The 24,012-nt window shown below is 44.6% G+C and carries 20 protein-coding genes; 10 read left to right on the forward strand and 10 right to left on the reverse strand.

The genetic code is table 11. From position 1 onward, the window contains the following. Positions 1-14: 14 nt before the first annotated feature. The 4 genes from LAY41_RS23145 (at position 15) to LAY41_RS23160 (ending at position 7,603) form a co-directional block, all read left to right on the forward strand. Positions 15-686: an SH3 domain-containing protein gene (locus tag LAY41_RS23145; RefSeq protein ID WP_249103328.1), complete on the forward strand. Its 672-nt coding sequence runs from the start codon at positions 15-17 to the stop codon at positions 684-686. Positions 687-1,049: 363 nt separating this feature from the next. Continuing rightward, positions 1,050-4,280 carry a two-partner secretion domain-containing protein gene (locus LAY41_RS23150; protein WP_249103329.1) on the forward strand — a complete coding sequence of 1,077 codons (3,231 nt, stop codon included), beginning with the start codon at positions 1,050-1,052 and terminating at the stop codon, positions 4,278-4,280. Beyond that, positions 4,268-6,976, forward strand: a complete 2,709-nt coding sequence (locus LAY41_RS23155) for a CHAT domain-containing protein (RefSeq protein ID WP_249103330.1) — start codon at positions 4,268-4,270, stop codon at positions 6,974-6,976. Before LAY41_RS23150 ends, LAY41_RS23155 begins: the two co-directional genes overlap by 13 nt. 90 nt (positions 6,977-7,066) lie before the next feature. Then, positions 7,067-7,603 carry a DUF928 domain-containing protein gene (locus tag LAY41_RS23160; RefSeq protein WP_249103331.1) on the forward strand — a complete coding sequence of 179 codons (537 nt, stop codon included), beginning with the start codon at positions 7,067-7,069 and terminating at the stop codon, positions 7,601-7,603. Between the two features lie 290 nt (positions 7,604-7,893). On the opposite strand, the gene LAY41_RS23165 is transcribed toward LAY41_RS23160, so the two are convergent. Both LAY41_RS23165 and LAY41_RS23170 read right to left on the reverse strand, forming a co-directional pair. Then, positions 7,894-10,584 carry a CHASE2 domain-containing protein gene (locus LAY41_RS23165; protein WP_249103332.1) on the reverse strand — a complete coding sequence of 897 codons (2,691 nt, stop codon included), beginning with the start codon at positions 10,582-10,584 and terminating at the stop codon, positions 7,894-7,896. Between the two features lie 62 nt (positions 10,585-10,646). After that, positions 10,647-10,853, reverse strand: coding sequence for a hypothetical protein (locus LAY41_RS23170; RefSeq protein WP_249103333.1), 207 nt, complete (start codon positions 10,851-10,853; stop codon positions 10,647-10,649). 140 nt (positions 10,854-10,993) lie between these two features. On the opposite strand from LAY41_RS23170, the gene LAY41_RS23175 reads away from it, so the two are divergent. Continuing rightward, positions 10,994-11,824: a PHP domain-containing protein gene (locus LAY41_RS23175; protein ID WP_249103335.1), complete on the forward strand. Its 831-nt coding sequence runs from the start codon at positions 10,994-10,996 to the stop codon at positions 11,822-11,824. A 99-nt stretch (positions 11,825-11,923) separates the two neighbouring features. On the opposite strand, the gene LAY41_RS32645 is transcribed toward LAY41_RS23175, so the two are convergent. Continuing rightward, positions 11,924-13,729 (reverse strand): cyclase family protein, encoded by a 1,806-nt coding sequence (locus LAY41_RS32645; RefSeq protein ID WP_338023045.1) that lies wholly within the window; start codon positions 13,727-13,729, stop codon positions 11,924-11,926. Positions 13,730-13,950: 221 nt separating this feature from the next. On the opposite strand from LAY41_RS32645, the gene LAY41_RS23190 reads away from it, so the two are divergent. Continuing rightward, positions 13,951-14,403 (forward strand): YcxB family protein, encoded by a 453-nt coding sequence (locus LAY41_RS23190; RefSeq protein ID WP_249103338.1) that lies wholly within the window; start codon positions 13,951-13,953, stop codon positions 14,401-14,403. Between the two features lie 60 nt (positions 14,404-14,463). On the opposite strand, the gene LAY41_RS23195 is transcribed toward LAY41_RS23190, so the two are convergent. Next, positions 14,464-15,027 (reverse strand): Uma2 family endonuclease, encoded by a 564-nt coding sequence (locus LAY41_RS23195; protein ID WP_249103340.1) that lies wholly within the window; start codon positions 15,025-15,027, stop codon positions 14,464-14,466. A gap of 316 nt (positions 15,028-15,343) precedes the next feature. On the opposite strand from LAY41_RS23195, the gene LAY41_RS23200 reads away from it, so the two are divergent. Beyond that, entirely contained in the window at positions 15,344-15,811 is a 468-nt protein-coding gene (locus LAY41_RS23200; protein WP_249103342.1) for a GAF domain-containing protein, read from the forward strand. A 281-nt stretch (positions 15,812-16,092) separates the two neighbouring features. Here the strand turns inward: LAY41_RS23200 and LAY41_RS23205 are convergent, their stop codons facing one another. Then, positions 16,093-16,749 (reverse strand): hypothetical protein, encoded by a 657-nt coding sequence (locus LAY41_RS23205; protein ID WP_249103345.1) that lies wholly within the window; start codon positions 16,747-16,749, stop codon positions 16,093-16,095. 122 nt (positions 16,750-16,871) lie between these two features. After that, positions 16,872-17,948, reverse strand: a complete 1,077-nt coding sequence (gene acsF, locus LAY41_RS23210) for a magnesium-protoporphyrin IX monomethyl ester (oxidative) cyclase (RefSeq protein WP_249103347.1) — start codon at positions 17,946-17,948, stop codon at positions 16,872-16,874. 195 nt (positions 17,949-18,143) lie between these two features. Here acsF and LAY41_RS23215 point away from each other — a divergent pair, with 195 nt between their 5' ends. Continuing rightward, entirely contained in the window at positions 18,144-18,653 is a 510-nt protein-coding gene (locus tag LAY41_RS23215) for an NINE protein (protein WP_338023046.1), read from the forward strand. Positions 18,654-18,875: 222 nt separating this feature from the next. Here LAY41_RS23215 and LAY41_RS23220 read toward each other — a convergent pair whose 3' ends face one another. The 4 genes from LAY41_RS23220 to LAY41_RS23235 form a co-directional block, all read right to left on the reverse strand. After that, complete coding sequence (locus LAY41_RS23220) at positions 18,876-19,559, reverse strand: DUF2996 domain-containing protein (protein WP_249103349.1); 684 nt, start codon at positions 19,557-19,559, stop codon at positions 18,876-18,878. A gap of 50 nt (positions 19,560-19,609) precedes the next feature. Further along, positions 19,610-19,885 (reverse strand): MoaD/ThiS family protein, encoded by a 276-nt coding sequence (locus LAY41_RS23225; protein WP_249103351.1) that lies wholly within the window; start codon positions 19,883-19,885, stop codon positions 19,610-19,612. A gap of 158 nt (positions 19,886-20,043) precedes the next feature. Then, positions 20,044-21,345: a threonine synthase gene (gene thrC, locus LAY41_RS23230; RefSeq protein WP_249103352.1), complete on the reverse strand. Its 1,302-nt coding sequence runs from the start codon at positions 21,343-21,345 to the stop codon at positions 20,044-20,046. Between the two features lie 658 nt (positions 21,346-22,003). Beyond that, positions 22,004-22,264, reverse strand: coding sequence for a MoaD/ThiS family protein (locus LAY41_RS23235; protein WP_249103354.1), 261 nt, complete (start codon positions 22,262-22,264; stop codon positions 22,004-22,006). A gap of 256 nt (positions 22,265-22,520) precedes the next feature. Here LAY41_RS23235 and LAY41_RS23240 point away from each other — a divergent pair, with 256 nt between their 5' ends. Further along, a complete protein-coding gene (locus tag LAY41_RS23240; RefSeq protein ID WP_249103357.1) occupies positions 22,521-23,327 on the forward strand; it encodes an alpha/beta fold hydrolase in 807 nt (268 codons plus the stop codon). Next, positions 23,312-23,977 carry a hypothetical protein gene (locus tag LAY41_RS23245; protein WP_249103360.1) on the forward strand — a complete coding sequence of 222 codons (666 nt, stop codon included), beginning with the start codon at positions 23,312-23,314 and terminating at the stop codon, positions 23,975-23,977. Before LAY41_RS23240 ends, LAY41_RS23245 begins: the two co-directional genes overlap by 16 nt. The last annotated feature ends 35 nt before the right edge of the window (positions 23,978-24,012 follow it).

Below are 24,012 nucleotides of genomic sequence, written 5' to 3' on the forward strand. Positions count from 1 at the left end.
AAGGAGAAAAACCAATGAGTTATACCGCTATTGTGAGAACTCAGGGCGACCCTTTAAATGTTCGCTCTAGCCCCAACGGTCAGGTCGTTGATACCGTTGCTAATGGTGCGAAGGTAATGGTTACGGGTGACCCCGTAGCGGGTGGGGGAAAGAATTGGGTGCAGATCAGCCCTAATCGTTGGGTAGCCTTTGACTTTCTCTCTAGAGAAACTCCAGCTGACAACAACAACGATAATTCTGTCTCGATTAAAGGACCTAAAGTTGTCGCTACTCAGACTAACGAAACTATTGGCGGCGGACTAAAGGTTTACCGCACTCAATTGATTGATGGTACAGGCAAAGTAGTTAATACTGTGCGGTGCGTTTCTGGCAGGGTGGGCAAACAAACTCCCTCTGACATAGAAGGGTCTCAAACTCCCATCCCCTTTGGTGTCTATACTTTCGATCGCCCTGGCAGTGTGGAGAAGGCTGGTGGTGAGTTTGGTGGAGTCTGGTCACCCGTTACACCTACTTTCAAGACAGGTCGCAGCGGAATGGGAGTTCACTACGACCCGTCAGCATTCAAGAATAATTCTCAAACCGGAACTTCAGGCTGTTTTGCAACTCCAACAATTGAAGAAAGAGAGGTAATGACTAACTTTATTCGCACATACAAGCCAACTCATCTAATAATTCAAAAAAACTAATCGGAATACTACTCCCATTAAATTACAGCCGGTTTCAGTTGCATGAAGTACACTCCATAAACCCGGTTTCTTGAAGAAACCGGGTTTCTCTGCACCTGAAAACTGCTGTAACATTTTTCCCACATTGGCTGTTGTTCAGAATGGATAATGGGGTACGTAGTTGCGCTTTAGCGCTCTTTGAGCGCTAAAGCGCAACTACGTACCTACTGCTACCAGCTTTAATGATATAACTAGCAACTTACATTAGATAGTGAAAATATAATGAAAGATGATGAGCAGACAGAGAACGATCGATCAAACTAATCCTCCCAGAAAAAGCAATAGGCAATATTAGCACAGTTCAATCAATTTGTATAGATGCAGATGGCAAAAATTTTGAAGTTTGGCAGTGCTACGATCGCGATCGCAGCTGCTTTCGCCTTCGTGAATATCCCCGTGACAGCTCAGCTTACCCCAGACAGCACCTTGGGAGGAGAAACTTCTACTCTCACCCCTGAAGGAGGACGAGACTTAATTGAAGGGGGAGCAATTCGAGGCAGCAACCTCTTCCACAGTTTTCTGGAATTCAACATCAACGACGGACAGCAGGTTTATTTCGCTAACCCCAACGGGATCGCCAATATCCTCACTCGCGTGACTGGTAAAAACGCCTCGCGCATCTTGGGGACGTTAGGAATTAACGGTGCTGCCAATCTCTTTTTAGTTAATCCCAATGGCATTATCTTTGGAGAAAATGCGAGGCTAGATATTTCCGGTTCTTTCTTTGCCAGCACAGCTAACAGTGTGATTTTTGATAATTACTCCTTCAGTGCCACCAACCCAAAAACTCCACCATTGCTAACTATCAAAGTTCCCCTTGGTTTGCAGTACGGGTCAAATCCAGGCGCAATTCAAGTAACAGGCACTGGACACAATTTAACAGTAAAAATTCCCATATTTTCACCATACCAAAGAGATAATAACGATTCCGGGTTGCGAGTTCAGCCTGGAAATACCCTCGCTTTGGTTGGAGGCGATGTTACCATTTCTGGCGGCACCCTAACCGCTGAGTCGGGAAGAATTGAATTAGGCAGCGTTAAAGATGGTTTTGTTGGCATCAATCCTACTGCTTTTGGCTGGAATTTAGACTATTCTGATGTACAAAATTTCGGGGATATTAGACTTAATTCACGTGCCTTGGCGGATGTTTCCGGTGCGGGTAGCGGTTCGATCCAGGTGCAAGCGAGAAATTTGGAAATGCGCGATGGTTCGGTACTTTTAATTCAAAACCGAAGTCCCCTACTCTCAGGAAATATTAACGTCAATGCCAGCGAATCTGTACAACTAATAGGCACAACTCCAGATGGCGCAATTCGCACTGGCTTACACACCCAAGCTGTTGGGGGAATGGGAGGAGATATTGCGCTTTCAACCAAGCGGCTAGACATACTCGGTGCGGCACAGATTGAAGCTGTTACCTACAGTCCAGCAACAGCAGGCAACATCACCGTTAATGCTGCTGAATCTACCAGAGTTGCTGGCAGTTCACCCGTTAATCCCATCCTACTGAGCGCTATTGTTGGGACAACTTATGCGTCGGGAAATGGGGGAAATATTACTTTGTCAACGGGGCAGTTGACGGTTGAAGATGGAGGAACGGTAACATCAGTAACTTTCGGATCTGGCAACGCAGGTTCCGTAAATGTTCTGGCAAATTCGATAGAAGTAATAGGAAGGGAACAGAAAAGTTCTCTTCCCAGCAATATCAATGTGTCATCGTTTGGAGAAGGTCGAGCAGGCAACTTAACGATCGACACAGGTTCGCTCATAATTCAGGATGGAGCAACTATCGCTGCTGCTACTGCTAGCAATGGGGATGCCGGAAGCGTCACCGTCAATGGTTCTCAGTTTGTAGAAGTTTCAGGAAATTCAAGTAATATCTCATCGTCTTCTAGTATTACGAGTGAATCCATAAGAAAATTTTTTGGATTGCCTGATGTCCCTTCAGGAGATGCCGGAAACATAACTATTAATACACCCGTTTTTAGGGTACTCAATAATGGTGCGATTAACCTTAGAAGTGATGGCATAGGCAAAGCCGGAAGGCTGGAGGTGAATGCTGACACAATTATTGTCAACAACCGAGGCAGTATCGCGGCTACCACCGTATCTAATTCAGGTGCAAATATTCAACTGAATACGCGCAGGCTGCAAATCGATGACGGGATTATCAATGCTTCTACATCTGGTGACGGTATGGGAGGCAATATTATTATTAATGCGGCTGAATCTGTGGAAGTAATTGGGGTGGGAGTTGACTATCTGCAACAAAATCTGATTGTTCCGGCTTTTAATGGTACGGTGAAGCTAGCTAACTACGATGTCGGTATCGTCAACGCCACTGCCGGGGGTGGGGCGGCTGGCAACATTGTAATCGAAACGCCTAATTTTATTGCCCGCAATGGAGGACTGGTAGCAACTTCCACTTTGGGTTTGGGACAGGGAGGAAATATTACGATTAATACGATCGATACTTTGGAAATAGATAACTCCCTTTTAGGTACTGGCACGTTTACCGATGCGCGATCGGGCGATCTGAATTTAACTGCTCGTCATCTGATTGCAAAAGGGGGCGCATTGGCACTCACTACCTCCTTTTCTTCCGGCAAAGCAGGGAATTTGACTGTAAATGTGTCTGAGGCGATCGATCTGACAGATCCAGCCAATGTCGGTCAACTCCTGGCTACGGGCTTATTTGCTTCTTCTGTGCAAACTGCTTCTGGACAAGGGGGAAACATCACCATTACTACAGGAGATTTGAATATTCGCAATGGAGCCGCTGTTTCCGTCAGCGGGCAAGGTTTTGGGAATGCGGGCGATATTAATATTTTTGCCCGTTCTATTTTCTTGGATAAGGGCTCTATTGTTGCTACCAGCATTTATGGTCAAGGGGGTAATATTAACCTGCACATTTCTGATTCCCTGAATTTCCGAAATAACAGTCAAATTTCTACTCGTGCGGGAACGTCTGACAGTGGTGGTGGCGATGGCGGAAATATCAGCATTGATACGGGCATTTTAGTTGCTTTGGAAAATAGCGATATCAATGGCAATGCTTTTCAGGGAAATGGGGGTAATATTGAGATTTCATCTCTCGGAGTCTATGTGTTTCCCGATAGTCAAATTACTGCCAGTTCTCAACTGGGTATTGATGGAGTTGTGAAAGTTAATACCCCAGAAGTAGACCCCGCTTCTGGGTTAGTAGAATTGCCCAATACCCCCCAAGATCCATCAGATAAAATTATTGCCGGTTGTCCTGCCTCTAGCGGTAATCGCTTTTCCATTACGGGACGGGGCGGTTTACCTGATAGTCCGAACCAAATGCTCAGGAGTCGAGAATTGTGGCGAGACAGGCGAGATTTATTTGCGTTGTCCGATCGCTCTAGAGAAGTCAGTAGAAGAATCGATCGCGAAAAATTGCCAAATGATACGGGCAGCGAACAAATTGTGGAGGCGCAAGGTTGGATAATGAGTTCAAATGGCACTATTATACTTACGGCCCAAGCCGATCGCACTTCTCAGTTGCTCTCTCAACGAAGTCAATGCCTACCATAAAAGCACGTAGGAGATTAAGCACTTTCATTGCCTTAACGTTACTGACACTGTTATTTGTCACAGCAATTCTGTCCGGCTCTGCACAAGAGTTAACTGTTATACCAGTAAGTCAGCCTGGAACTGCTATTACTTTATTAGAAAAAGGCAAAAACGATTATCAGTCTGGTCGTTTTACTGCGGCAGTTGAGGACTTGCAAAAAGCAGCCAAAGAGTTTGAGGCTTTGGCAGATATGGCAAACCAAGCTCAAAGTTTATACTATTTGTCTTGGGCTTATGAAGGTTTGGGAGATTATGTAGAGGCGGAAAAGGCGATCGCTCAAAGCATAACTATCTTAAAAAGGCTACCTAATCTCAAGATTTTGGCTCAAGCATTCGATACTCAAGCAAGTTTGCAATTGGCGCAAGGAAAAGCTCAAGCTGCTCTGGCAAGCTGGTCAATGGCAGAAAAGCTTTATTTTCAAACAAAAGATGAAATAGGGGTGCTAGGCAGTAAAATTAATCAGGCGCAAGCATTGGAAGAGGAGGGGCAATACCGTCGTTCCTGCAATATATTATTACAAGCGCTTGAGATTGATGATTTAATGCGATCGCTTAACATTCAAGAATCAAATTGTCAAGGCTTAGATCGGGTCGCTCCAGATACTTTCGAGCGACTCGTGGAAAAGATGCAGCAGCGCTTTCATTTTCCGCTGCAAGCCATTGGTTTGCGCGGTTTAGGCGTGGCTTTAGGGACGATCGGCAACTTACCTCGCTCCCAAAAAATTTTAGAGCAAAGTTTGGCGATTTTTCAACAGTTAAATTTGCCTGCACAAATAAGTGAAACGCTATTCAGTTTGGGCAATACTGCTAGAATGCTAGGCGAAATAGAAGTCGCTTTGGACTATTACCGAAAGGCTGTAGCGCTGAAAAGTAGAACTACAAATAAAGATTGGCTGGCTGTAACATTATCTGCCCAGATCAATCAAATGAGCTTATTGTTGGAAGTAAATGCGTTAGCAGATGCTCAGGTATTAATTCCGCAAATTTTAGCGAATATAACTAATTTACCACCCAGTCGCGATAATATTTACGCACGGGTTTATTTGGCGCATAATCTGATCGATTTTGTTAATAAGCAAGAACTAATCCAAGATTTTAATGCACGAGCAAGAAAAATCGCGGTGATCGATAATCAAGGAATTGCCCAACTTATAGCTGAAGCAGTACAACAGGCGAAAAGTCTGGGAGATAAAAAAGCAGAATCTCACGCTTTAGGAACGCTAGGTCAATTATACGAACAAACTCAACAGTGGTCAGAGGCGCAAACGGTAACGCAACAAGCCCTTGCGATCGCTCTGGACATTAATGCTGCTGAGATTACTTATCAATGGGAATGGCAAATAGCACGACTTCTCAGAGAACAAGGGGATATCGAAGGGGCGATCGCTTATAATAAACAAGCTTACAATACACTGCAATCTCTTCGCAGCGATTTAGTTGCCACCAACGAGAACGTGCAATTTTATTTTCAGGAGCAAATCGAACCAATTTACCGCAATCTCGTCAGCCTTTTGTTGCTATACCCGGATAATCAAGATAACCTCAAACAAGCGAGAAATGTGATAGAATCGCTTCAGCTAGCAGAGTTAGAAAACTTCTTTCGCATCCCTTGTTTAAATCCTAAAACAGAGCAAATTGAAAAAGTTATAAAAGAGGGCGATCGCACTGCTGCGGTCATTTATCCCATTATTCTAGCAGACCGTTTAGCAACAATTCTCTCCCTTCCCGGACAACCCTTAAGTACATACAGTACCGCACTACCTCAAGCTGAAGTTGAACAAACAATCAGCGAATTGCGACAGACAATGAGTCCGGCTATATCAAACCAAAAGCGCCTGCGTCTTTCCCAACAAGTTTATGACTGGCTAATTCGACCTGTAGAAGTGCAATTAGCTAAAAATAAGCTCGAAACTTTAGTATTCGTGCTAGATGGTGTGTTTCGCAACGTCCCTATGGCAGCACTTCACGATGGCGATCGCTATCTGATTGAAAAATACAGCGTCGCGCTAACGGCTGGTTTGCAGTTATTAGAACCGCGATCGCTACCACAAATTAAACTCCAATCTTTAATCGGAGGTTTAACTGAAGCTCGAAGTGGTTTTGCCGCTTTACCTGCTGTAAAAGATGAAGTAAAACAAATTAGCGAGACAGTTTATTCTCAAGTTATTCTTGATGAAAAATTTACTCGTCAAGCTTTAGAAAAGCAAATTGAAACCCATTCTTATCCTGTCGTTCACCTGGCTACCCACGGTCAGTTTAGTTCCAAACCGGAAAATACTTTTGTGTTAACTTGGGACGGTCGGATTGATGTCTACACTTTATCTCAATTACTCAAAATCAGTGAACAAAACAGCCAAAAACCTATTGAACTACTCGTTCTCAGCGCTTGTCAAACTGCTTCTGGAGACAAAAAAGCAGCTTTAGGATTGGCAGGATTAGCTGTGCGTTCTGGAGTTCGCAGTACGGTGGCAACGCTGTGGAGTGTCAACGATCGATCTACAACCAAGCTAATGGTAGAATTTTACAAAAATCTGATTCAAGGGGGTAAAAACAAAGCTGAAGCACTTCGTCAAGCTCAATTATTACTGCTTAAGCAAGAAAAATACAATCATCCCTATTATTGGGCACCTTTTATATTGCTCGGTAATTGGCTGTGAGGGCGATCGCTTATGGCTCAGTTAAACTGCCAGGTCGTTTATTTTTCAGGCTTTGGCGAAATGTTGGTTTACCACAAAGGAGTTTGAACCATGATCGTAAAAAAAATCTGCTTGTATTTGATTTTATTTGCTATGTTTATAGGATTGCAAATGATAGTAGCACCTCCCGTAATGGCGCAGAGTGAATTATTTATAAATACCAACTCTAATACAATTTTTAAACCGCCTAAAGATGGCACTCCAGATGACACAGCAGGAGCAGGATCTCGTAACGGAGGACGTTGTGCAGAAGATGAATTGGTCGAGGGTTTATCTGGTTTCAAAGTTCTCATACCAAGCTATAGTCAATCCATTTCAGAACGCCCAGTTTTTTCGGTTTACATTCCTAAAACTGTAGCTAAAAAAATCTTTTTTAGCTTGAGAGATGCCAATGAAAGTTACTATTACCAGACAATTCTGTCAGTGCCTATAAGTCCTGGTGAATTTACTTTTGAATTACCAGAAGATGCCCCAAGAATGGAAAGTAATAAGGAATATACGTGGTTTTTGGGCTTAGTTTGCGAACAAAATTTCGATCCTAACGATCCGATGTTACAAGGAGTGATTCGGGTAATGGAAAGGAAGTAGATAAGTAGGTGGGCGTAAATAAACTGAACTCCCAGAAACCCGGTTTCTCCAAGAAACCGGGTTTCTAATCCTGGCAGGAAGAAGCTTTGTAGGTTGGGTTGAGGCACGAAACTAGGGCAAATGCGTTGGGTTTCGCTTCACTCAACCCAACCTACAAAGAAATGGCGAAGGTATTGTCCAAGAAACCCGGTTTCTCCAAGAAACCGGGTTTCTAATCGTGGCAGTTTTACGTTTAATTATGCCCACATACTTATAGCAAAGTGCGGACTATTACCCATTTGACTTGAGTTTTAGCGTAAATTTCGATCGATCGTCCACTTTTGGATAAAAGCTTGATTGCGATCGCTTTCTGATTGCTTGAGATATTCAATCGCAATACGCCCCGCAGTGGGATAAGTAGCGCATTCTTCTAAAAGTAAATCCAGAATTCGTCGGAGTTGAAGCTGTTCTAATCGTTTGTTGATGACGATCGCAAAAGCGATCGCAGCTGCGACCAAACCCAGCATTGGCCCAACAACGGGTAACCACCACCCCCGCAAAAAAGCCAGGTAAGCAACCAATAATAACCCCGAACCAGCTAAAAAGATACCGGACGCGATTTGCAAAGGCTTCAACCTCCAGCTTAACAATGCGCCGATAGCTGACCAAACCAAAATCCACAGCCACTCTTGCGGTTTAGTCCAAACCCGGATCGAAGGTCGCCCATCTAAAGCAGCACTCAAAATATGGCTGATCAAATTAGCATGAATCGCCACTCCCGATGTACGCTTAGGCGTGCGGAACAAACTGCTGCTGTAGGGCGTATAAAAAAGGTCATTGAGGCTTTCAGCAGTTGTACCGATGATAATAATCCGATTTTTCATCAAATCTGGCGGAATCCGATTCTTCAGCACATCGGCGAAAGATATTGTCTGGAAATTATCTAAGGAACCGCGAAAATTCAGCAAGATTTGATACCCACCAGAATTAGCCCGGACATAGCCGCCTTCATTCCCATGAAAAGGTACTAAGATAGCTCGACCTAACTGCAACCGATAGTCGTTTAACTGTTTTGCAGTTACCCCTTCGGCTTTTAGATATATTAAGGCAAGTTGCAATCCTAAACTCAAATGAATTTGCTTTTGGTGTTCAACCGACATCAACCCGCGACGGATTCTGCCATCCGCATCCAACACCACATCAGCAAAGCCAACTTGTTCCAACTGACTTAAGATTGGCGGTGGAGGAATCCTATTGCCAACGATTTTTTCAATCCCAATCAGATTAGGAGTGGACTCAAACAGTTGTTTTAATGCCTGATGACCGGGTTCTACGGGCAAATCTCGATACAGATCTAGACCGATCGCTCTGGGATTGCGAGCTTTTATATTTTTAATTGCCTGAGTTAAAATTGTATCGGGCATAGGCCACTGTCCAATTTGAGTAATATCGGTTTCATCAACAGTGACAATAACTATACGCGGATCGGGAGATTCTAAAGGACGAAAGCGAAAAAACTGGTCTAAAACATCCCATTCAATTCCCTGCAATAATCCCATCAAACGTAACAAAACAATCGAACTAGCAACGCATATAGCAGTTACGCCAGTCCAACCAGGCCAAATTCTGTGCTTGAGGTGTTCTTTCTTTACTTTCCGTCTAGCTGATGAAAGGATTTGATTAGCTTGTTCAAGACATTCTAGGGCATTTTGAGTTTCCTGCTTGCTCAAGTCTTGACTGGCAGCTAAATATTGATAATCCAAGTCACTCAAACTTTTACCCAACGCCCAAGCGAGGGCATCTTTTAGAGCTTGTCCGCGCAACAGACGCGAGCTGTCAGTCTGTTTTGATGCTACCCAAGCATCCAATGTCTGAGAATAAGGACGCAAAGAAGTTAATTGTTTTTCTACCCACTTGATGTTAAAAATTTGTTCGTAGATAGGATTTTTTACCTTGAACAATCCCTTCTCCCTGACAACCAAACCACTGAGTAGCAATTCAATTTGTTCTCGACTATCATCTGTTTTAACTTCAACACCTTGTAAGATTTGCTGGTATATGCCCAGCATTCTTCCGGCGCGTTTTCCATTGCGTTCGATGCGATCGCGAATTGTCCGCAGATGTTCCGGTTCATCTTGGGATTCCCAGCGCTCGATGATGCTTGACCTGACTATGCTTTCCACCCAGTATGCCTCTGTTCCCGGCGGAATGGTCAGCATTCCACTCATGGTATTTTGGCTTGAAAGCGCGATCGACTTACAAAGCTTCTGAGTGAGAAATGGCTGTCCTCCCGTCCAAACTAAAACTTCTTTTAAAATTGCCTGTGCGTTCCCTTGTTTGATTTTTAATCCCTCAGCTAGTCGCGCAGCTTCGGGCAAATCAAAACCAGTTAATTGGATGGCTCTACCAATATTAAATGGCGTGCGATTTTGGTCTTGAATTAAATCGGATGGCGTGCCCACTCCGAAAATAGCAAAAGTAATGCGGTTGTAAGCGGGGTTAATTGCTCTTTGGTTATAACAAAACCGAATCAGAGCAAAGAAGTCATCTACAGAAAAATTTAGGCTGAGAATGCTATCAATTTCATCAAGAAAAATAAAGACTCGATCGTTGGGAAAATGAACTAGCAGTAATTCTTCAATAAATAAACTCAGGATTTGGAGTAAGGAAATATCTTCTTGTTCGCGCCACCAAGCTTTAAAATTAAGTTTTTTTGATAAATTCAAGCCTGACCATAAATCGGCAATAATTCCCTTATACCATTGCAGTGGGGTGATATTTTCACCACCAACAACGGTCATGTCGATAACGGTACACTTAAATCCTTCCTGTTGGAGACGCTCCTTGGTTCTGACCAGCAGTGAAGATTTGCCCATTTGCCGAGAGTTAAGGACGTAGCAAAATTCACCCTGCTTTAAAGCTTCATAAAGCTCGGAATCAGCTCGCCGTTCCACATAACTGGGCGCATTTTTTGTGAGAGTACCACCAATTTGGTATTGCATTTATCGGTTATCTGTTACCAGTTTTGAGAATTTGTTGTTGATTAGTCAATGTTTACCGTTAGTCAGTCAGAAACAAAGGGTAACGCGATCGCGTTCGGCTCTTTCGGAGTTGTTATGCTTTTGTTCAAACAAATAACATTTTTATTCCTCTGCTCCTCTGCTCCTCTGCTCAAATAGCATAGTAAATATGGAAGATCCGGCGTTACGCTCTCAACCCCCAAACTAATTGTGGCAAATTTAGCAACAAGACTGTTTATCTTGGCTATCATACTTACAGTCCCCTTATTCCGGTGAGAGGTGAGGTGCAAGCGACCTCAAACACCGAAGATATGCTATACATCCAGGTTTGTAACTTCTAGAATAAAATTTTTCGCCCGATGCCCGTACACCGAGACTACCTTTAACCAGAATGTTAGAACTTCACTGTCACACTACTTACTCTGATGGCACCCTCACTCCAAGTGCCCTCGTCAAAAAAGCCGCCCAAGCGGGAGTGAAAGCCTTGGCAATTACCGACCACGATACCCTCTCAGGTTGGGATGAAGCAATAGCTGCTGCCTCTGTCTGCGGCCTAGAAATTGTCCCCGGTGTAGAGCTTAGCACCGTCCACAACGATCGCTCTCTGCATATTCTCGGTTTTTACCCAAATCGAGAACAACTGGCACCAGCCCTGTCAGAACGCCTGGAAGGACGGAAACGCCGCGCCGCCAAAATGCTTGCCAATTTAGCCGCATTGGGATATCCAATTAAATTGCCCGAAATGGGAGAAGGCATGGCACCCGGACGCCCTCATATTGCCACAGCACTGGTGCAAGCGGGTTATGCAAAAACATCTGCCGAAGCATTCGATCGCTGGTTGGGCGATGATGGCCCCGCTTACGTGCATTACGAAAAATTCTCGATCGTTGATGGCATCACATTATTACGCAATTGCGGTGCTGTCCCCGTGTGGGCCCATGCCTACCTGTTCCGAGGTGGTGCTGTGGAAGAAGTTCTCAAGGAATTGGTAGCCGCTGGTTTAATGGGAGTGGAAGTCTACCATCCCCATCACACCCCAACACAGCAAAAAACTCTCTTAGGTTTGTGCCACCAGTATGGTTTACTCGTAACTGGCGGTAGCGATTACCACGGCCCCGCTAACTCCAAAAGCACAGAAAGCACAACTCTCAATCAGCTGCACGTACCCTTGGAATTGCTCGCTCCACTCAAAATAGCGGCTCAAAGTTTGCGAGTTGGCTAATTTTTATCAGCAACAGGAGTTACGCAAAAACCCAGGTTTTGCCCCCCCGATCCCCCAAATCTGGGGGGAGAATAGTGCTTCTCTCCCAGATTTGGGGGGCTAGGGGGGCCCTTGTACTAACCCCATTACAGCAGCAGGAGAACCAGAGCCATCTTTGAGGCCAAGAACACCAATAAATAAGGTAATACCTTTTGCTGGCAACTGCTCCAAATTAGTCAAATTTTCCAGCACAATCCTGGGTTTTTCTAATACCAAACGGTTAGTAGTAAAGGTTGTATCTTGACCGGAATCTACGCCGTGAGTATCGATTCCCACACCAGCAATTTGACGTTCGTTTAGCAAGAACTCCGTCGCTTCACTTCCAAATCCCGGAAAATGCAGAACTCCTTCCATATCCGAGTTGAGAAACGCATTGCTATCAAACCATTTATCTTGCCAGCCTGTGTACAGCAGCACTACACTATTAGGTGGAATCTGACCGTGTTGTGCTTCCCAAACTTTAATATCGGCAATAGTTAGGACGTAATCGGGACGCTCGGCAACTTTGTCGCGAATATCGATTACCACAGCAGGTGCAATTAGCGATTCGGCAGGATATTTGTCAATTCCGACACCAGTAGCGTGAAAACTGTTGGGGGCGTTAATATGGGTTGCACTGTGTTCGCCAAGGGAAAAACGCCGCAGATAATAACCATCTTTCTCTAGTGCGGCTACTGTTTCAAATTCTACAGGTGGATCTCCGGGCCATTGGGGTATATGAGGATCGATCGCATGACTTAGATGGATCGATCGCGAGTAGGTAATGGTTTTTTCGCGATCGCTATTTTGAGGACGAGTTAACCTCTCAAGCGTGGCTTCCATTACTGCGGTAGTTTGACCGGAAACAGTAAACACCAGCGCTTCTCGGTAAACACGCTGTGCTGCGTGGTGCGCGTAATTAGCAGCACCGCTAGAAACAGTAACTGCTGCATGAGCTATTCGCACCGCCAAGTCGATCGACCAAGCTCGCAATTGCAGCTTTTCTGTTAGCGTAATAGCTGTATTTCCTTGAGCTTTTCTAATGGTAGTTCGACATTGAGCGAGTTCGCTATTCAGCAACGTCAATGCTTTATTTATAAACGAAAGCGACTTATTTATGGCGGCGGCTTCGATAATATCGATACCAGCACTAGCGCAACCGAGTACCAAACCAGTCGCTCGCAAAACATTCTTTTTATCGTTTTCATGAATCCAACCAGCAGATTTAATAGAAACAACAAGTTCAACGGGTAAAAACCACTTGTTCAGGTTTGCCGTTACAGTATTGGTAGATGTCATTGCTGTCAGCTGCATCGGTTGACTAAAAGTAATCGCACCGTCTGAATTTCGATATGTTTCCACAAAAGGAACCATCCCAAAAACAGCCCGACCATCCGGTAAAACGGCGGCGACAATAAAATCTTGAAATATACCCCATCCAGTTACCCAAGGAACTTCTCCATCTAATACATAACCTCCCTCTACAGGATTAGCTACAATTAGCGGTCGGCCCGATCGTCGCAGTTGCGAAAAGCCTACCCCCAGCAGCACTTGACCGTTGCTAGTGCGGGGGAGGTATTCTTGTTTGAGAGAGGCATTTTTACTCTCAAAAAGCATACCAGCAGCACTTTGGTGTTGAGTTTGCAAGAAAGCTAAAGCGCCGGAATATTTGGCTATCAGTTCCTGGAAAGACTGAAAAGTTTCTTCGCTGACACCTTTACCGCCCCATTCTTGAGGAATTCTCAGCGCAAGGACGCCTAATTCGCCCAAACCTTTGAGTGCATTTTGGAGAGCTTTTGGATTGCTATCAATTTCAGCGGCTATGGTAGCGACTTTATCCCGCAGATAAGATTCAGCGATCGAGAGTAAGTTTGGCTGGTCTTCCATAATGATAAAATAACCCTGGATTTTATGTCCGAATGCGAAAGCCCCTACGATTACTAAATCGGCGTTCTAGGCATTGTTTCAAATTGTTAATTTTTTTCTATGTTACTTCTAAAAGCCGACGCCACACACTAATCTTAATGTATGCCGATCCTAATATAACAAGAAATGAACGCCTTTCTTAGCAAGATTATATTGTTTTTTAGAGTAAATATAGAAACATTATGCAGATAATAAGCCGTGAATACAGATGGACAATTTGGGATTTGTTCAAAGATATGATGAATGGATTTATTGTAATCCTGGTGGTGATCTTGATAGCTATTCCGATATCTATAAGATTGTCTTTATTTCCTTTTAAGGTGTTTCTGTCTTTACTTGTGCCTATGTTTATGGTAATTGTATTGTTTGTGAGTTTCTTAGCATTAGCGTTGATTTTGCAGGAAAATAACCGGGCTTATAAAGGTCATCAATTTGAGATAAGTGAGGCAGGTATAACATTACATTTTGTAGATGATAGTAGAATAGAAATAGACTTTGGCAATATTCAAAGACTTGTTAAAAGGCGTAGTTATTACTTCATTGTTTCACAAAAAGAATTTTACTACTTACCATTGAACGCCTTTGCATCTAAAGATGATATTTATCGCTTTAACTCATTACTGAAAAAAAAATAATCTAGCCGGGAATTTATGCCCAAGCGCAACAACCTACCTACTACTAACTACCAACTTGCATTACTCCAAAAGCCAGCTAAATAACTCTCCTACAGTCAACTGTAAATCACTAGCAAAAGAAGGTACGGGAAGTTGCTGTTCTGGTTCGTCAAATATTTCGGGTTGTTCCCTGGGAAGATAAACAAATACTGTTTTCTCATCTGGATCGATTAGCCAACCCATCTGTGTCTCGTATTTCAGACAGTGTAGAATATTTTTGGTGACTTTCGTCTGGCTTTGTTCCGGCGATAAAATCTCGATCGTCCAATCGGGGGCTAACTGAAAAACGTTGGCAATTTCGCCATTCTCATCGCGAGGTATTCTCTCCCAAACAAACACCGACACATCCGGTACGATCGATCGTCCGCCAAAGGTACACCGCAGTTCGGTAAAAGCCCGTGCAATTCGCCGAGGTTTTAGGGCAGCATTGATAACAGTAACCTGTTCGGTCTGAATAGTACTGTGTTTTCCTTGGGGCATTGGCTTTTGAATTATTTTTCCGTCAATATACTCGCTGGCGGGTTTTGTTTCTGGTAGTTTCAGAAACTCTTCTAATGTGACGGGTTTGGATGGTGTTTGTACCATTTGGGGCAATTTCCCAGAAAGCAAGTAGTCGGAGTTATGAGAACTATTTTATCACGGCTTATCTAATTAGAATGCGATCGCCCCCAGCAGTTCAGATACCCGACTTCTTTAAGAAGTCGGGTATCTCGCCTTCAAGCATTAGACATCTCCAGAAATTAAAGGTGCTAACCCTTGAACCCTTGTAGAGACGTTGCATGCAACGTCTCTACATTCTTTGAAAGGAGATGTCTATTGAGGATTTTGTGTCAAATTACTCAGTTTCCCACATAAAATTGCTGTACCTTTGCCAGTAGTTCGCTCAAACCAAAACACTCTTGTGGAGAAAGTTAAGATCGACAACTTGCAAGCTGACCTGACAAACATCCTCAAACAAATCTGCGAAACCTCTGGCTGGAAATACGGCGAAGTGTGGATTCCAGACAGCAAGCTGATGCGTCTCCATCCAGCATATTATATGGTATCAGAGGAACTGGCAGATTTCCGAAAGGAATCGGAAAGTTTTACCTTTGCAGCAGGCGCGGGTTTACCGGGTCGCGTGTGGATGATGCAAAAACCGGAATGGATCGAAAATGTAGAGTTAGAACCTGCTATCTATTATCGATCGCATCTTGCCAAAAAAGCCGGTTTAAAAGCTGGTTTGGGTGTACCCATTCTGGCGTCGGGTGAAGTTGTTGCTGTTGTGGCATTTTACAACGATGTGGCTATACCGCCAAACGAAGAATTGATTGCTGAATTTAACGATCGCATTCAAACCTTAATATTAGAATTTAAACTAGCTGAGTAAAACAGACTAATCATGTTATACCGCAAAGTGCTGAGTGCAAACACAGTCGCTTCCTTACTTTGAAGTCATATCGTGTCCGGTTGCATCGTTAGTATATGAGTAATATCGTCAAATTGTCTGTTTTCATCCTTGGTTAAATTTTTACCGCAGATGAAAACAGATACACGCAGATGAACGCAGATAAGAATAATCACACGACTTTTTTAGGTAACAGATGCTACCGGACATGATATCATCTAGTTTTTCAATCTAAAATCTAAAATCTAAAATCTAAAATTTTCTTAGGGCATCCACTCCAAAGCAATTCCGAAGCGAGTATCTTTATCTTGTCTTGCATTCTGTTTCTGAATATCTGTCGATATTCGGAAATTGCGAGTAACCGCATAACCAGTAGAAATGGTAGTCAAACCGACTTCCTCATTCGTACCGGGAGATACCCAACTCTGAGTTAAAGAAATATCTGCTGCACCGCCGCGAGATAAAACTAACAGCAATTTAGCACCGACATTCATTCCATCTGTTGTATATCGATCGGTTTCCAAATGCCGATAACCAACGACAGGTGCTATATTAATATAACCGCCTAATGGTAGCACATAATAACGCAAATCTCCACCATAAGTTTGGCGATCGCCATTAAACGTGGTCTGAAAATCCCCACTCACCGTCAACCCAGTTCTACCGATAAACAAATCCTCCACTCCCACCATTGCAGCATCCGCATCATCGGTAGAAGGAAACTGAGTATAACCCAACCGCACCCGCGTCCGAAAGCTGGGGTCATTCTTAATCTCGTGCAAAACATCGGGGACTTTACGCATCCACCGCTGCAACACCGGACTATTTTCAATAATTTCTGGACTTAAATCTAAATCCCTAGCATTGGAACTAGGCGTTGTTTCTGGTTGCGTTTGACTCCAAGCGGGTGTTATTCCCATTGTCAAGCAACTGATGATTAATAAAAGCGAGTAATTAAATTTCATTTTGAGTATGAATTATATAGAAAAAACGGTTCTGCTCTTGGCAGAACCGATCCGAATCAAGGAGCAACAAATCAAAACTAGCGCACTGTTCCTTCGAGAGGAGTCATGTCGATCGGCTTGTTCAAGTACAGCCGCACCAACTGCCAACCATTCGAGACGTAGTAAGGTAGCTTCTGGAAGAATTGCAGGAACTTCGGCGTCTTGGAGTTTGCGATCGCACTCAACCGAGCATTATTCTGCACGCAAGTATCAAGCCGCTGGTAGAAGTCTGGACGCTCCACATCCAAAATCACCGGGAACACCCGTCCAGCACTTTCATTGGTCTTCTCAATCACGTATATATCATAATCACGCGCATTCAGACCGAGCGTCGCATAGAAGTCAGCCCGCTGGATATCGTTAAGATACATCGTAACAAAGACCGACAGCAGGAAGAACCGGCACCACAGCTTCGCCTTCCAATCATTCAAAGTTTGCGGCTGAGCTTTCATCACAGCATCGAAGAAATCGCCGTGACGGTTTTCATCCTGACACCAGTTTTCAAAGAAGCGGAAAATTGGATAAACCCGATGTTCGGGATGGGCTTCCAAATGGCGATAAATTGTGATATAGCGCCAGTAGCCAATTTTCTCAGACAGATAGGTCGCGTAGAAAATAAACTTGGGCTTGAAGTAGGTGTAGTTTTTACTCTTAGTCAAAAATCCCAAGTCTAGCGACAAGTTGAAATCGGACAACGCCTTATTCAGGAAACCAGAATGACGCGCCTCATCTCGCGACATCAGGTTAAAGCACTCTGCTAGGACTGGGCTTTTGTCCTTCAACCGGCGTCCCATTTCCTTGTAAAGCAGGAAGCCAGAAAATTCTGCCGTGCAGGAACGTTCCAGGAATTCAACGAACAATCGGCGAGTTTCCCCGTCAATACAATCCCAGGATTGTTCAAACTCCGCATCTCGCACAAAGTGATGGCGATTGTAGTCAGCGCGGAACTCTTCCAAAATCGCTCTCAGCTCATCTTCGTTAGCTGAGATGTCCATCTTACCCATTTCCTCAAAGTCCGTGGTGTAGAACCGAGGCGTCAGGATGGTTTCTTTGGCTGGAACTTTAATTCCGGGCCTTAACTCTTCAAAGCTGGGTTTCTTCAGTGAATCTACCATAAGTTTTTTTGCTCTCTTCTTATGAGTCGATACTTATTATCGGGCGCTGTACTGGCTGCGTTCCAGTCTACCAAGCTACGGGGGAGTAGAAACTTGGTATTTGGTTAAGACTTGCAACGGAATGTTAAGAAGGGTGAAGGGCAAAGGGAAAAGGTGAAAGGAAAATTTTTTTTCACCTTCCTCTACAGAATATCTATGATTGAGATCGGAACTGAAAAATGTTGGCGCGATCGATCCATGAATGACGTTGGCACTAGCTATCTGCTTTGGTTGGCCTGCTTACTTCAGCTACACGGGCTGCATCGCCTGTACAACCGCAAATTTGCCACGGGGCTTTTGTGGCTGTGTACCTTTGGCTTATTTGGAATTGGGCAGGTAATCGATTTGGTTCTCATTCCCGGCATGGTGGAGGAACACAACACCAAGGTCAGAGCCAAACTGGGTTATTCTCCCACGGGCGTGCCTATAAATCAAGCTGCGGTTTTAAGAGTAGTTCCCCCTACTCGCGACCAACTGATGGTCAAACTTGTCAAAGCGGCTGCCGCTAGAGGTGGAAAAATCTCCGTAACCCAAGCTGTAATGGACACCGGGATAGGCTTTGCCGATGTGGAAGCCGTTTTGAAGGAAATGGTCAAATCTGGCTATGTCGGCATTGACAACCACCCTGTCTCCGGCGTCGTCATGTATGATTTCCTAGAGATATGAACTACTGACTTAAGACTTAAGACTTGAAAAAATCCCTAGTGCAAGTGGTCAGTTGTCAGTTGTCAGTTGTCAGTGGTAAAAATCAAGATTTCCAGAGCAATCATTGGCAATTTTTAGTGGTGAGTTATTTCCGCCATCCTGCACTAGCCCTTTGATAAGTTAAAAGAAAGTAAATTCTCCCTCTTCCCTCAACGCTAGACCCTAGCCCCTAGCCCCTAGCCCCTAATTTCTCACCAACCATTTTTGTGCGTTCAATCGCTGAACGACACCAAACACCATCAAATCCAGGGTAATTTTGCGTTCGTCAATCAAGAAAGGTTCAAGGGTACTGGGTTTACCACCATTTTCAGCAAAGGAAAAAGCTCGTTGTCCTTGAATATCGTCTTTGATGAAATAGACGCGAAATTGACGCAAACCCTTATCCCAGTTACCTATGATTTGCCAGCATTCAGGTTCTTGTGCATAGCCAATCACCGGAATCTTTTGCGTTTCAAAGCTTAGTTGTAAATCCTTAACGCCTTGCTTGGTAAGTCCTGCGGTTAAAGCTGGCAAGTAGTCTTGTTGAATAAATTCAGCAAAGGGTTTGTCTTCAAGGGCTGGAGCTTTCTCTTTTTTGGCAGCAGGTTTTTTGTCACCAGCTTTTTCATCTGAATCAGCACCTTCTTCTGCTTCTGCTTTAGGAGGTTTTTTGGCACCAGCTTTTGGTTTAGCAGCTTTCTCCTCTGCTGCATTAGGATTTGTTTCAGGATTTACTGCTGTTGGATCGGGTGCATTTGCAGTGGGAAGATCTGTCGCCACTGGCTCCTCAGTGCTGGGAGCGTGTTCTTCGGAAACGCTGGGAGCCTGCTCGTCAACAGTGCTGGGAGCTATTTCTCCGGCTTCGTTACGATCGGTTTCTTCTGCCATAGCTCAATTCGATTTTGGATGAAAGGATTTTGGATTTTGGATGAGAGGATTTAACCACCAGCAACTGCCGGAACGATACTCACTTCGTCTCCATCTTGGAGGGATGTTTCGGTTCCATCCAGGAAACGGATATCTTCGCTGTTGACGTAGAAGTTCAAAAATCGGCGCGGTTCACCTTTTTCATCGCAAAGTCGGGCTTTGATGCCGGGGCAGCTTTGCTCTAGAGAATCTAGCAGTTCGCCAATATTGTTGGCGCTACATTCCAGGGTAGCGCGATCGTTGGTGAACTTTTGCAGAGCAGTAGGAACTAAAACTTTGACGGGCATAGTTATTTGGTCAGTTGTCAGTTGTCAGTTGTCAATGGTCAGTTGTCAATGGTCAGTTGTCAATGGTCATTGGTCAGTGGTCATTGGTCAAGAAAATTTCTCCTCTGCCCCTCTGCTCCTCTGCCCCTCTGCCCCTCTGCCCTCTTCCCTAGCCCCTATTAAACGAGGACTTGTTGCCATTCCAAACGATCGAGTGTTTGGGCTCGTTCTAAGGCACGCTCGAAACTTTCCAACTTCGGTTCGATTGTCAGCGGTTCGCCGATGTAGCCTTGGATCGCTTCTTGGGTTTTCAGTCCGTTGCCGGTAATATAGACGACGGTTGTTTCGTCGGGGTCAATTTTACCAGCTTCCACCAGTTTTTTCAGCACGGCAACTGTTGTACCACCAGCGGTTTCGGTGAAGATGCCTTCGGTTTCTGCCAACAGCTTGATGGCTTCCACTATTTCCGCATCGGTGACAGATTCGATGTTACCGCCAGTTTTCCGGGCTACTTCCAATGCGTAAATGCCGTCTGCTGGGTTGCCGATCGCAAGTGATTTCGCGATCGTACTCGGCTTGACTGGCTTGACAAAATCCCGCCCTTCCCGGAATGCTTGCGCGATCGGAGAACATCCTTCGGCTTGGGCACCGCTGAAGCGAACATCTTTTTCGGCAACTAAACCAACTTCGATAAATTCTCGGAAGCCTTTGTAAATTTTGGTGAACAGGGAACCCGATGCTAAAGGTGCGACGATGTGGTCTGGCAATTCCCAACCTAGTTGTTCGGCAACTTCGTAACCCAAGGTTTTCGAGCCTTCGGAATAGTAAGGGCGAAGGTTAATGTTGACAAATCCCCAACCGTGTGTATTTGCAACTTCACAGCAGAGTCGGTTCACTTGGTCGTAATTTCCCTGCACTGCCATCACGGTGGGGCCGTAAATTAATGTACCCAGAATTTTACCGGCTTCCAAGTCGGCGGGGATGAAGACGCAACATTCGAGTCCGGCATGAGCTGCGATCGCAGCTGTTGAATTAGCTAAATTTCCTGTACTGGCACAAGATACTGTAGAAAAACCCAACTCTCTAGCTCTAGTTAGGGCAACTGATACCACCCTATCCTTGAAGCTGAGAGTCGGCATATTGACGGCATCGTTTTTAATATATAGCTTTTTTAATCCCAGGCGACGCGCTAAGCGATTGGAGCGTACTAGCGGTGTCATGCCCGTTCCAACATCAATTGGGTTGTCGGTCTCGACGGGCAGAAAGGCGCGATAACGCCAGATGGAATTTGGCCCCGCTTGAATAGTTTCGCGGGTAACCGTGCGGCGGATGGTGTCGTAGTCGTAAGCCACTTCCAGCGGGCCAAAACATAACTCGCAGACGTGAGTTGCTTTAGGTTCGTACTCACTACCACACTCTTTACACTTGAGCGATTTAAATGTGGCTGCTGTCTTGGTTTGGGTTGCGATCGCCTGAGTCATGATTTCTGCTCTCTATTTCTCAACTGTCGATTGATACTAGCACGACCTTTAAACACCGTCAAACATACCCGATTTATTTTGTCGGGTATGCTTATGGCTTATGACTAGGGGCTAGGCTTCGACGTGAGACGTTCGGCGAGCGCTCAGGCTTCGACGTGAGCGCTCAGCCGAACGTCGAGTCGCGCTCAGCCGAACGGGAAGAGGATTTCATCGTTTTAAAGTTACTCAACCCAGGTTATTTTGGTTAATCATAAAAATAACTAAATTTTTTTATGTATATAAATATGCAAGTTTTTTAAGTAAAATTACTTACTAATTCACTGATCTAAAAAAGTAAATCCTTATATAGCAGCCACTTCAAATACTAAAACTTTGGAATCTATATCAAAAAACTGTAAAATTTTATACTTAGCCGTGCTTAAAGCTGTCGCCCTCCATAGTAAGTATATATCATAAAAGCAAAAGATAGCTGTTTTCAAGCCTTTCTTTTGGCGATAAAATTGCCTTGTTTGGGAATAAGTTTGCCGAAGATAATTTATCCGCCAAGTAAGTTTTGAATATTTTTTACCGCAGATGAAGACAGATGAACGCAGATGCACGCAGATGAAGATGTTCCCTCTTCTCTCTTCCCTCTTCCCCTAGCCCCTAGCCCCTTCCCCTATCCTCCGCTGACGGGTGGAATCAGCACCACTTCATCGCCATTTTGGAGTACGGTATCTGACTCGACAAATTGGAGATTGACGCCAAAACGGGTGATGTTGCGCCATTGTGCTAGTTCGGGATGTTCGGCGATCAGCCTATCCAGCACTGTTACAACTGGGGTGGAAGCTGGGAACTCCAATACTAGGTCTGGAACGCCGTAAGCTTCCTGATAAGCTGCGAAGAGTTTGAGTGCGATCGTTATTGAAGGTTCGGACATGAGAATTGATGAAGAAGGGCTGGGATTAGATTAGCGCGAATGCCGAAAGCAAGCTAGAGCAGAAAACATCCTTAAGCTTTTGTTGCCTTCTCACACATTACGTCAAACTCCGGTTAATCTCTGTCATAAGATAGAGGAATAATTTCGGAAAAAATCACATTGGTTTTATACCCACTTTGTTCGGAAGTTGGTATGACCTCAATTTTTTGTCAGCTTTTATCCTGGAATAGGTAACGGAAAAAAGGATTCATAGCTCATGGGAACTACAAGTAGCATAATGCAGCGCAATAACGTCCAGGTTTTGGGTAATGGCACTCGGACGATCGTCTTTGCCCACGGCTTTGGCTCGGATCAAAGTGCTTGGCGACATCAGGTAGCAGCATTTTCAACCGATTTTAGGATTGTACTTTTCGATCATGTCGGAGCGGGGAAGTCAGATTTTTCTGCCTACAGCCCCCGCCGCTACAGCAGCCTATACAGCTATGCAGAAGATTTGCTGGATTTGTGTGCCGAATTAAAACTAACCAAAAGCATTTTGGTCGGTCATTCTGTAAGTGGTATGGTTAGTCTGCTGGCAGCATTAGTTGAGCCCGATTGCTTCAGCCAACTCATTTTTCTGGATGCGTCGCCGCGTTATCTTAATGATGTTGGATATTACGGTGGTTTTGAGCAACATGAGTTGGATGCGTTCTACGAAGCTATGTCAGCTAACTACTATGCTTGGGCGAGCGGCTTTGCTCCCATCGCAATGGCTACTGAAGATAAACCCGAATTGGCAGCAGAGTTTGCCAGAACTTTGGCGGCTGTTCGTCCCGACATCGCTCAAGCAGTATCAAAGGTGATTTTCCAGTCGGATCATCGTAACGAATTGCCGCGACTAAAAGTACCAACTGTAATTCTACAAGCCAGCGATGATATTGCGGTGCCGCCTCAAGTAGGTGAGTACATGGCAGAAAAAATTCCCCATAGTAAACTTGTTCGCATCAATGCGCGGGGACACTTACCTCATATCCTAGCACCCGACGTAGTAACGAACGCGATCGCTCAATGTCTCGCCGCTTGATACAAAAAACTCCAAGATCTCGATTACCGCTCCATCATCCCAACCGATTACCGACATTTGAACCGATCGTCTTAGGTTCAACAATCCTACTTGTCGGATTAGGTTTGATGGAGAATTGGTCATTCATCTGGCTGTTAGCGCCAGTACTGTTGACATTCTCTATAATGGTGCCTATACCAAGGCTGCGAGTTGCAATCTTGGTGGGATTGTTAGGATTAGCGATCGCACTCCTGCACGGTGATGGGTTACTCATCCGTCAATCCCTCGAACTCAGCAGTATTCCTGTATTCGCCAGCTTAATTCGCCGTTTCCTACAAGACATCGAGTGGCGTTTGGCTTCTCAATCCGTACTCGCTACTCTTGCACAAGCTGACTCAATCGGCAAATATGGAAGTAACGATACAGCTAATATAATTATCAGTCAAGTTCTGAGTTTACTGCGCGACTTCGCTGGTGCGGATGCAGCCATCGCAGTTCGCCAACTCGACGAAGTTACCGCTGAAGTTTTGATGAGTCTACCTGCCAGAACTTTACCCTCTAGCTTGACTGCGCCAACACTTTTTGCCGAAGCACTTGCTCAGAATCGCTGCCTATACTATATAGATTATCCGCTACATAAAACTTACCTAAACCTACCCAAACAACTCTAGCTGTCAAATAGGTTCAGCGTTTACTTCCTGCTTCA

It is taken from the genome of Argonema galeatum A003/A1 (assembly GCF_023333595.1).
In the GTDB taxonomy this organism is placed as follows: domain Bacteria; phylum Cyanobacteriota; class Cyanobacteriia; order Cyanobacteriales; family Aerosakkonemataceae; genus Argonema; species Argonema galeatum.

What these genes read in the sequence shown, in the direction of transcription:
- LAY41_RS23195 (WP_249103340.1), bottom strand. Translation starts at nt 15,027, where the DNA reads ATGGTACAAACACCATCCAAACCCGTCACATTAGAAGAGTTTCTGAAA.
- LAY41_RS23170 (WP_249103333.1), bottom strand. Translation starts at nt 10,853, where the DNA reads ATGATAGCCAAGATAAACAGTCTTGTTGCTAAATTTGCCACAATTAGT.
- LAY41_RS23205 (WP_249103345.1), bottom strand. Translation starts at nt 16,749, where the DNA reads ATGGGAATAACACCCGCTTGGAGTCAAACGCAACCAGAAACAACGCCT.
- acsF (WP_249103347.1), bottom strand. Translation starts at nt 17,948, where the DNA reads ATGGTAGATTCACTGAAGAAACCCAGCTTTGAAGAGTTAAGGCCCGGA.
- LAY41_RS23215 (WP_338023046.1), top strand. Translation starts at nt 18,144, where the DNA reads ATGATTGAGATCGGAACTGAAAAATGTTGGCGCGATCGATCCATGAAT.
- LAY41_RS23155 (WP_249103330.1), top strand. Translation starts at nt 4,268, where the DNA reads ATGCCTACCATAAAAGCACGTAGGAGATTAAGCACTTTCATTGCCTTA.
- LAY41_RS23175 (WP_249103335.1), top strand. Translation starts at nt 10,994, where the DNA reads ATGTTAGAACTTCACTGTCACACTACTTACTCTGATGGCACCCTCACT.
- LAY41_RS23150 (WP_249103329.1), top strand. Translation starts at nt 1,050, where the DNA reads ATGGCAAAAATTTTGAAGTTTGGCAGTGCTACGATCGCGATCGCAGCT.
- thrC (WP_249103352.1), bottom strand. Translation starts at nt 21,345, where the DNA reads ATGACTCAGGCGATCGCAACCCAAACCAAGACAGCAGCCACATTTAAA.
- LAY41_RS23160 (WP_249103331.1), top strand. Translation starts at nt 7,067, where the DNA reads ATGATCGTAAAAAAAATCTGCTTGTATTTGATTTTATTTGCTATGTTT.
- LAY41_RS23165 (WP_249103332.1), bottom strand. Translation starts at nt 10,584, where the DNA reads ATGCAATACCAAATTGGTGGTACTCTCACAAAAAATGCGCCCAGTTAT.
- LAY41_RS23235 (WP_249103354.1), bottom strand. Translation starts at nt 22,264, where the DNA reads ATGTCCGAACCTTCAATAACGATCGCACTCAAACTCTTCGCAGCTTAT.
- LAY41_RS23145 (WP_249103328.1), top strand. Translation starts at nt 15, where the DNA reads ATGAGTTATACCGCTATTGTGAGAACTCAGGGCGACCCTTTAAATGTT.
- LAY41_RS23220 (WP_249103349.1), bottom strand. Translation starts at nt 19,559, where the DNA reads ATGGCAGAAGAAACCGATCGTAACGAAGCCGGAGAAATAGCTCCCAGC.
- LAY41_RS23245 (WP_249103360.1), top strand. Translation starts at nt 23,312, where the DNA reads ATGTCTCGCCGCTTGATACAAAAAACTCCAAGATCTCGATTACCGCTC.
- LAY41_RS23190 (WP_249103338.1), top strand. Translation starts at nt 13,951, where the DNA reads ATGCAGATAATAAGCCGTGAATACAGATGGACAATTTGGGATTTGTTC.
- LAY41_RS23225 (WP_249103351.1), bottom strand. Translation starts at nt 19,885, where the DNA reads ATGCCCGTCAAAGTTTTAGTTCCTACTGCTCTGCAAAAGTTCACCAAC.
- LAY41_RS23240 (WP_249103357.1), top strand. Translation starts at nt 22,521, where the DNA reads ATGGGAACTACAAGTAGCATAATGCAGCGCAATAACGTCCAGGTTTTG.
- LAY41_RS32645 (WP_338023045.1), bottom strand. Translation starts at nt 13,729, where the DNA reads ATGGAAGACCAGCCAAACTTACTCTCGATCGCTGAATCTTATCTGCGG.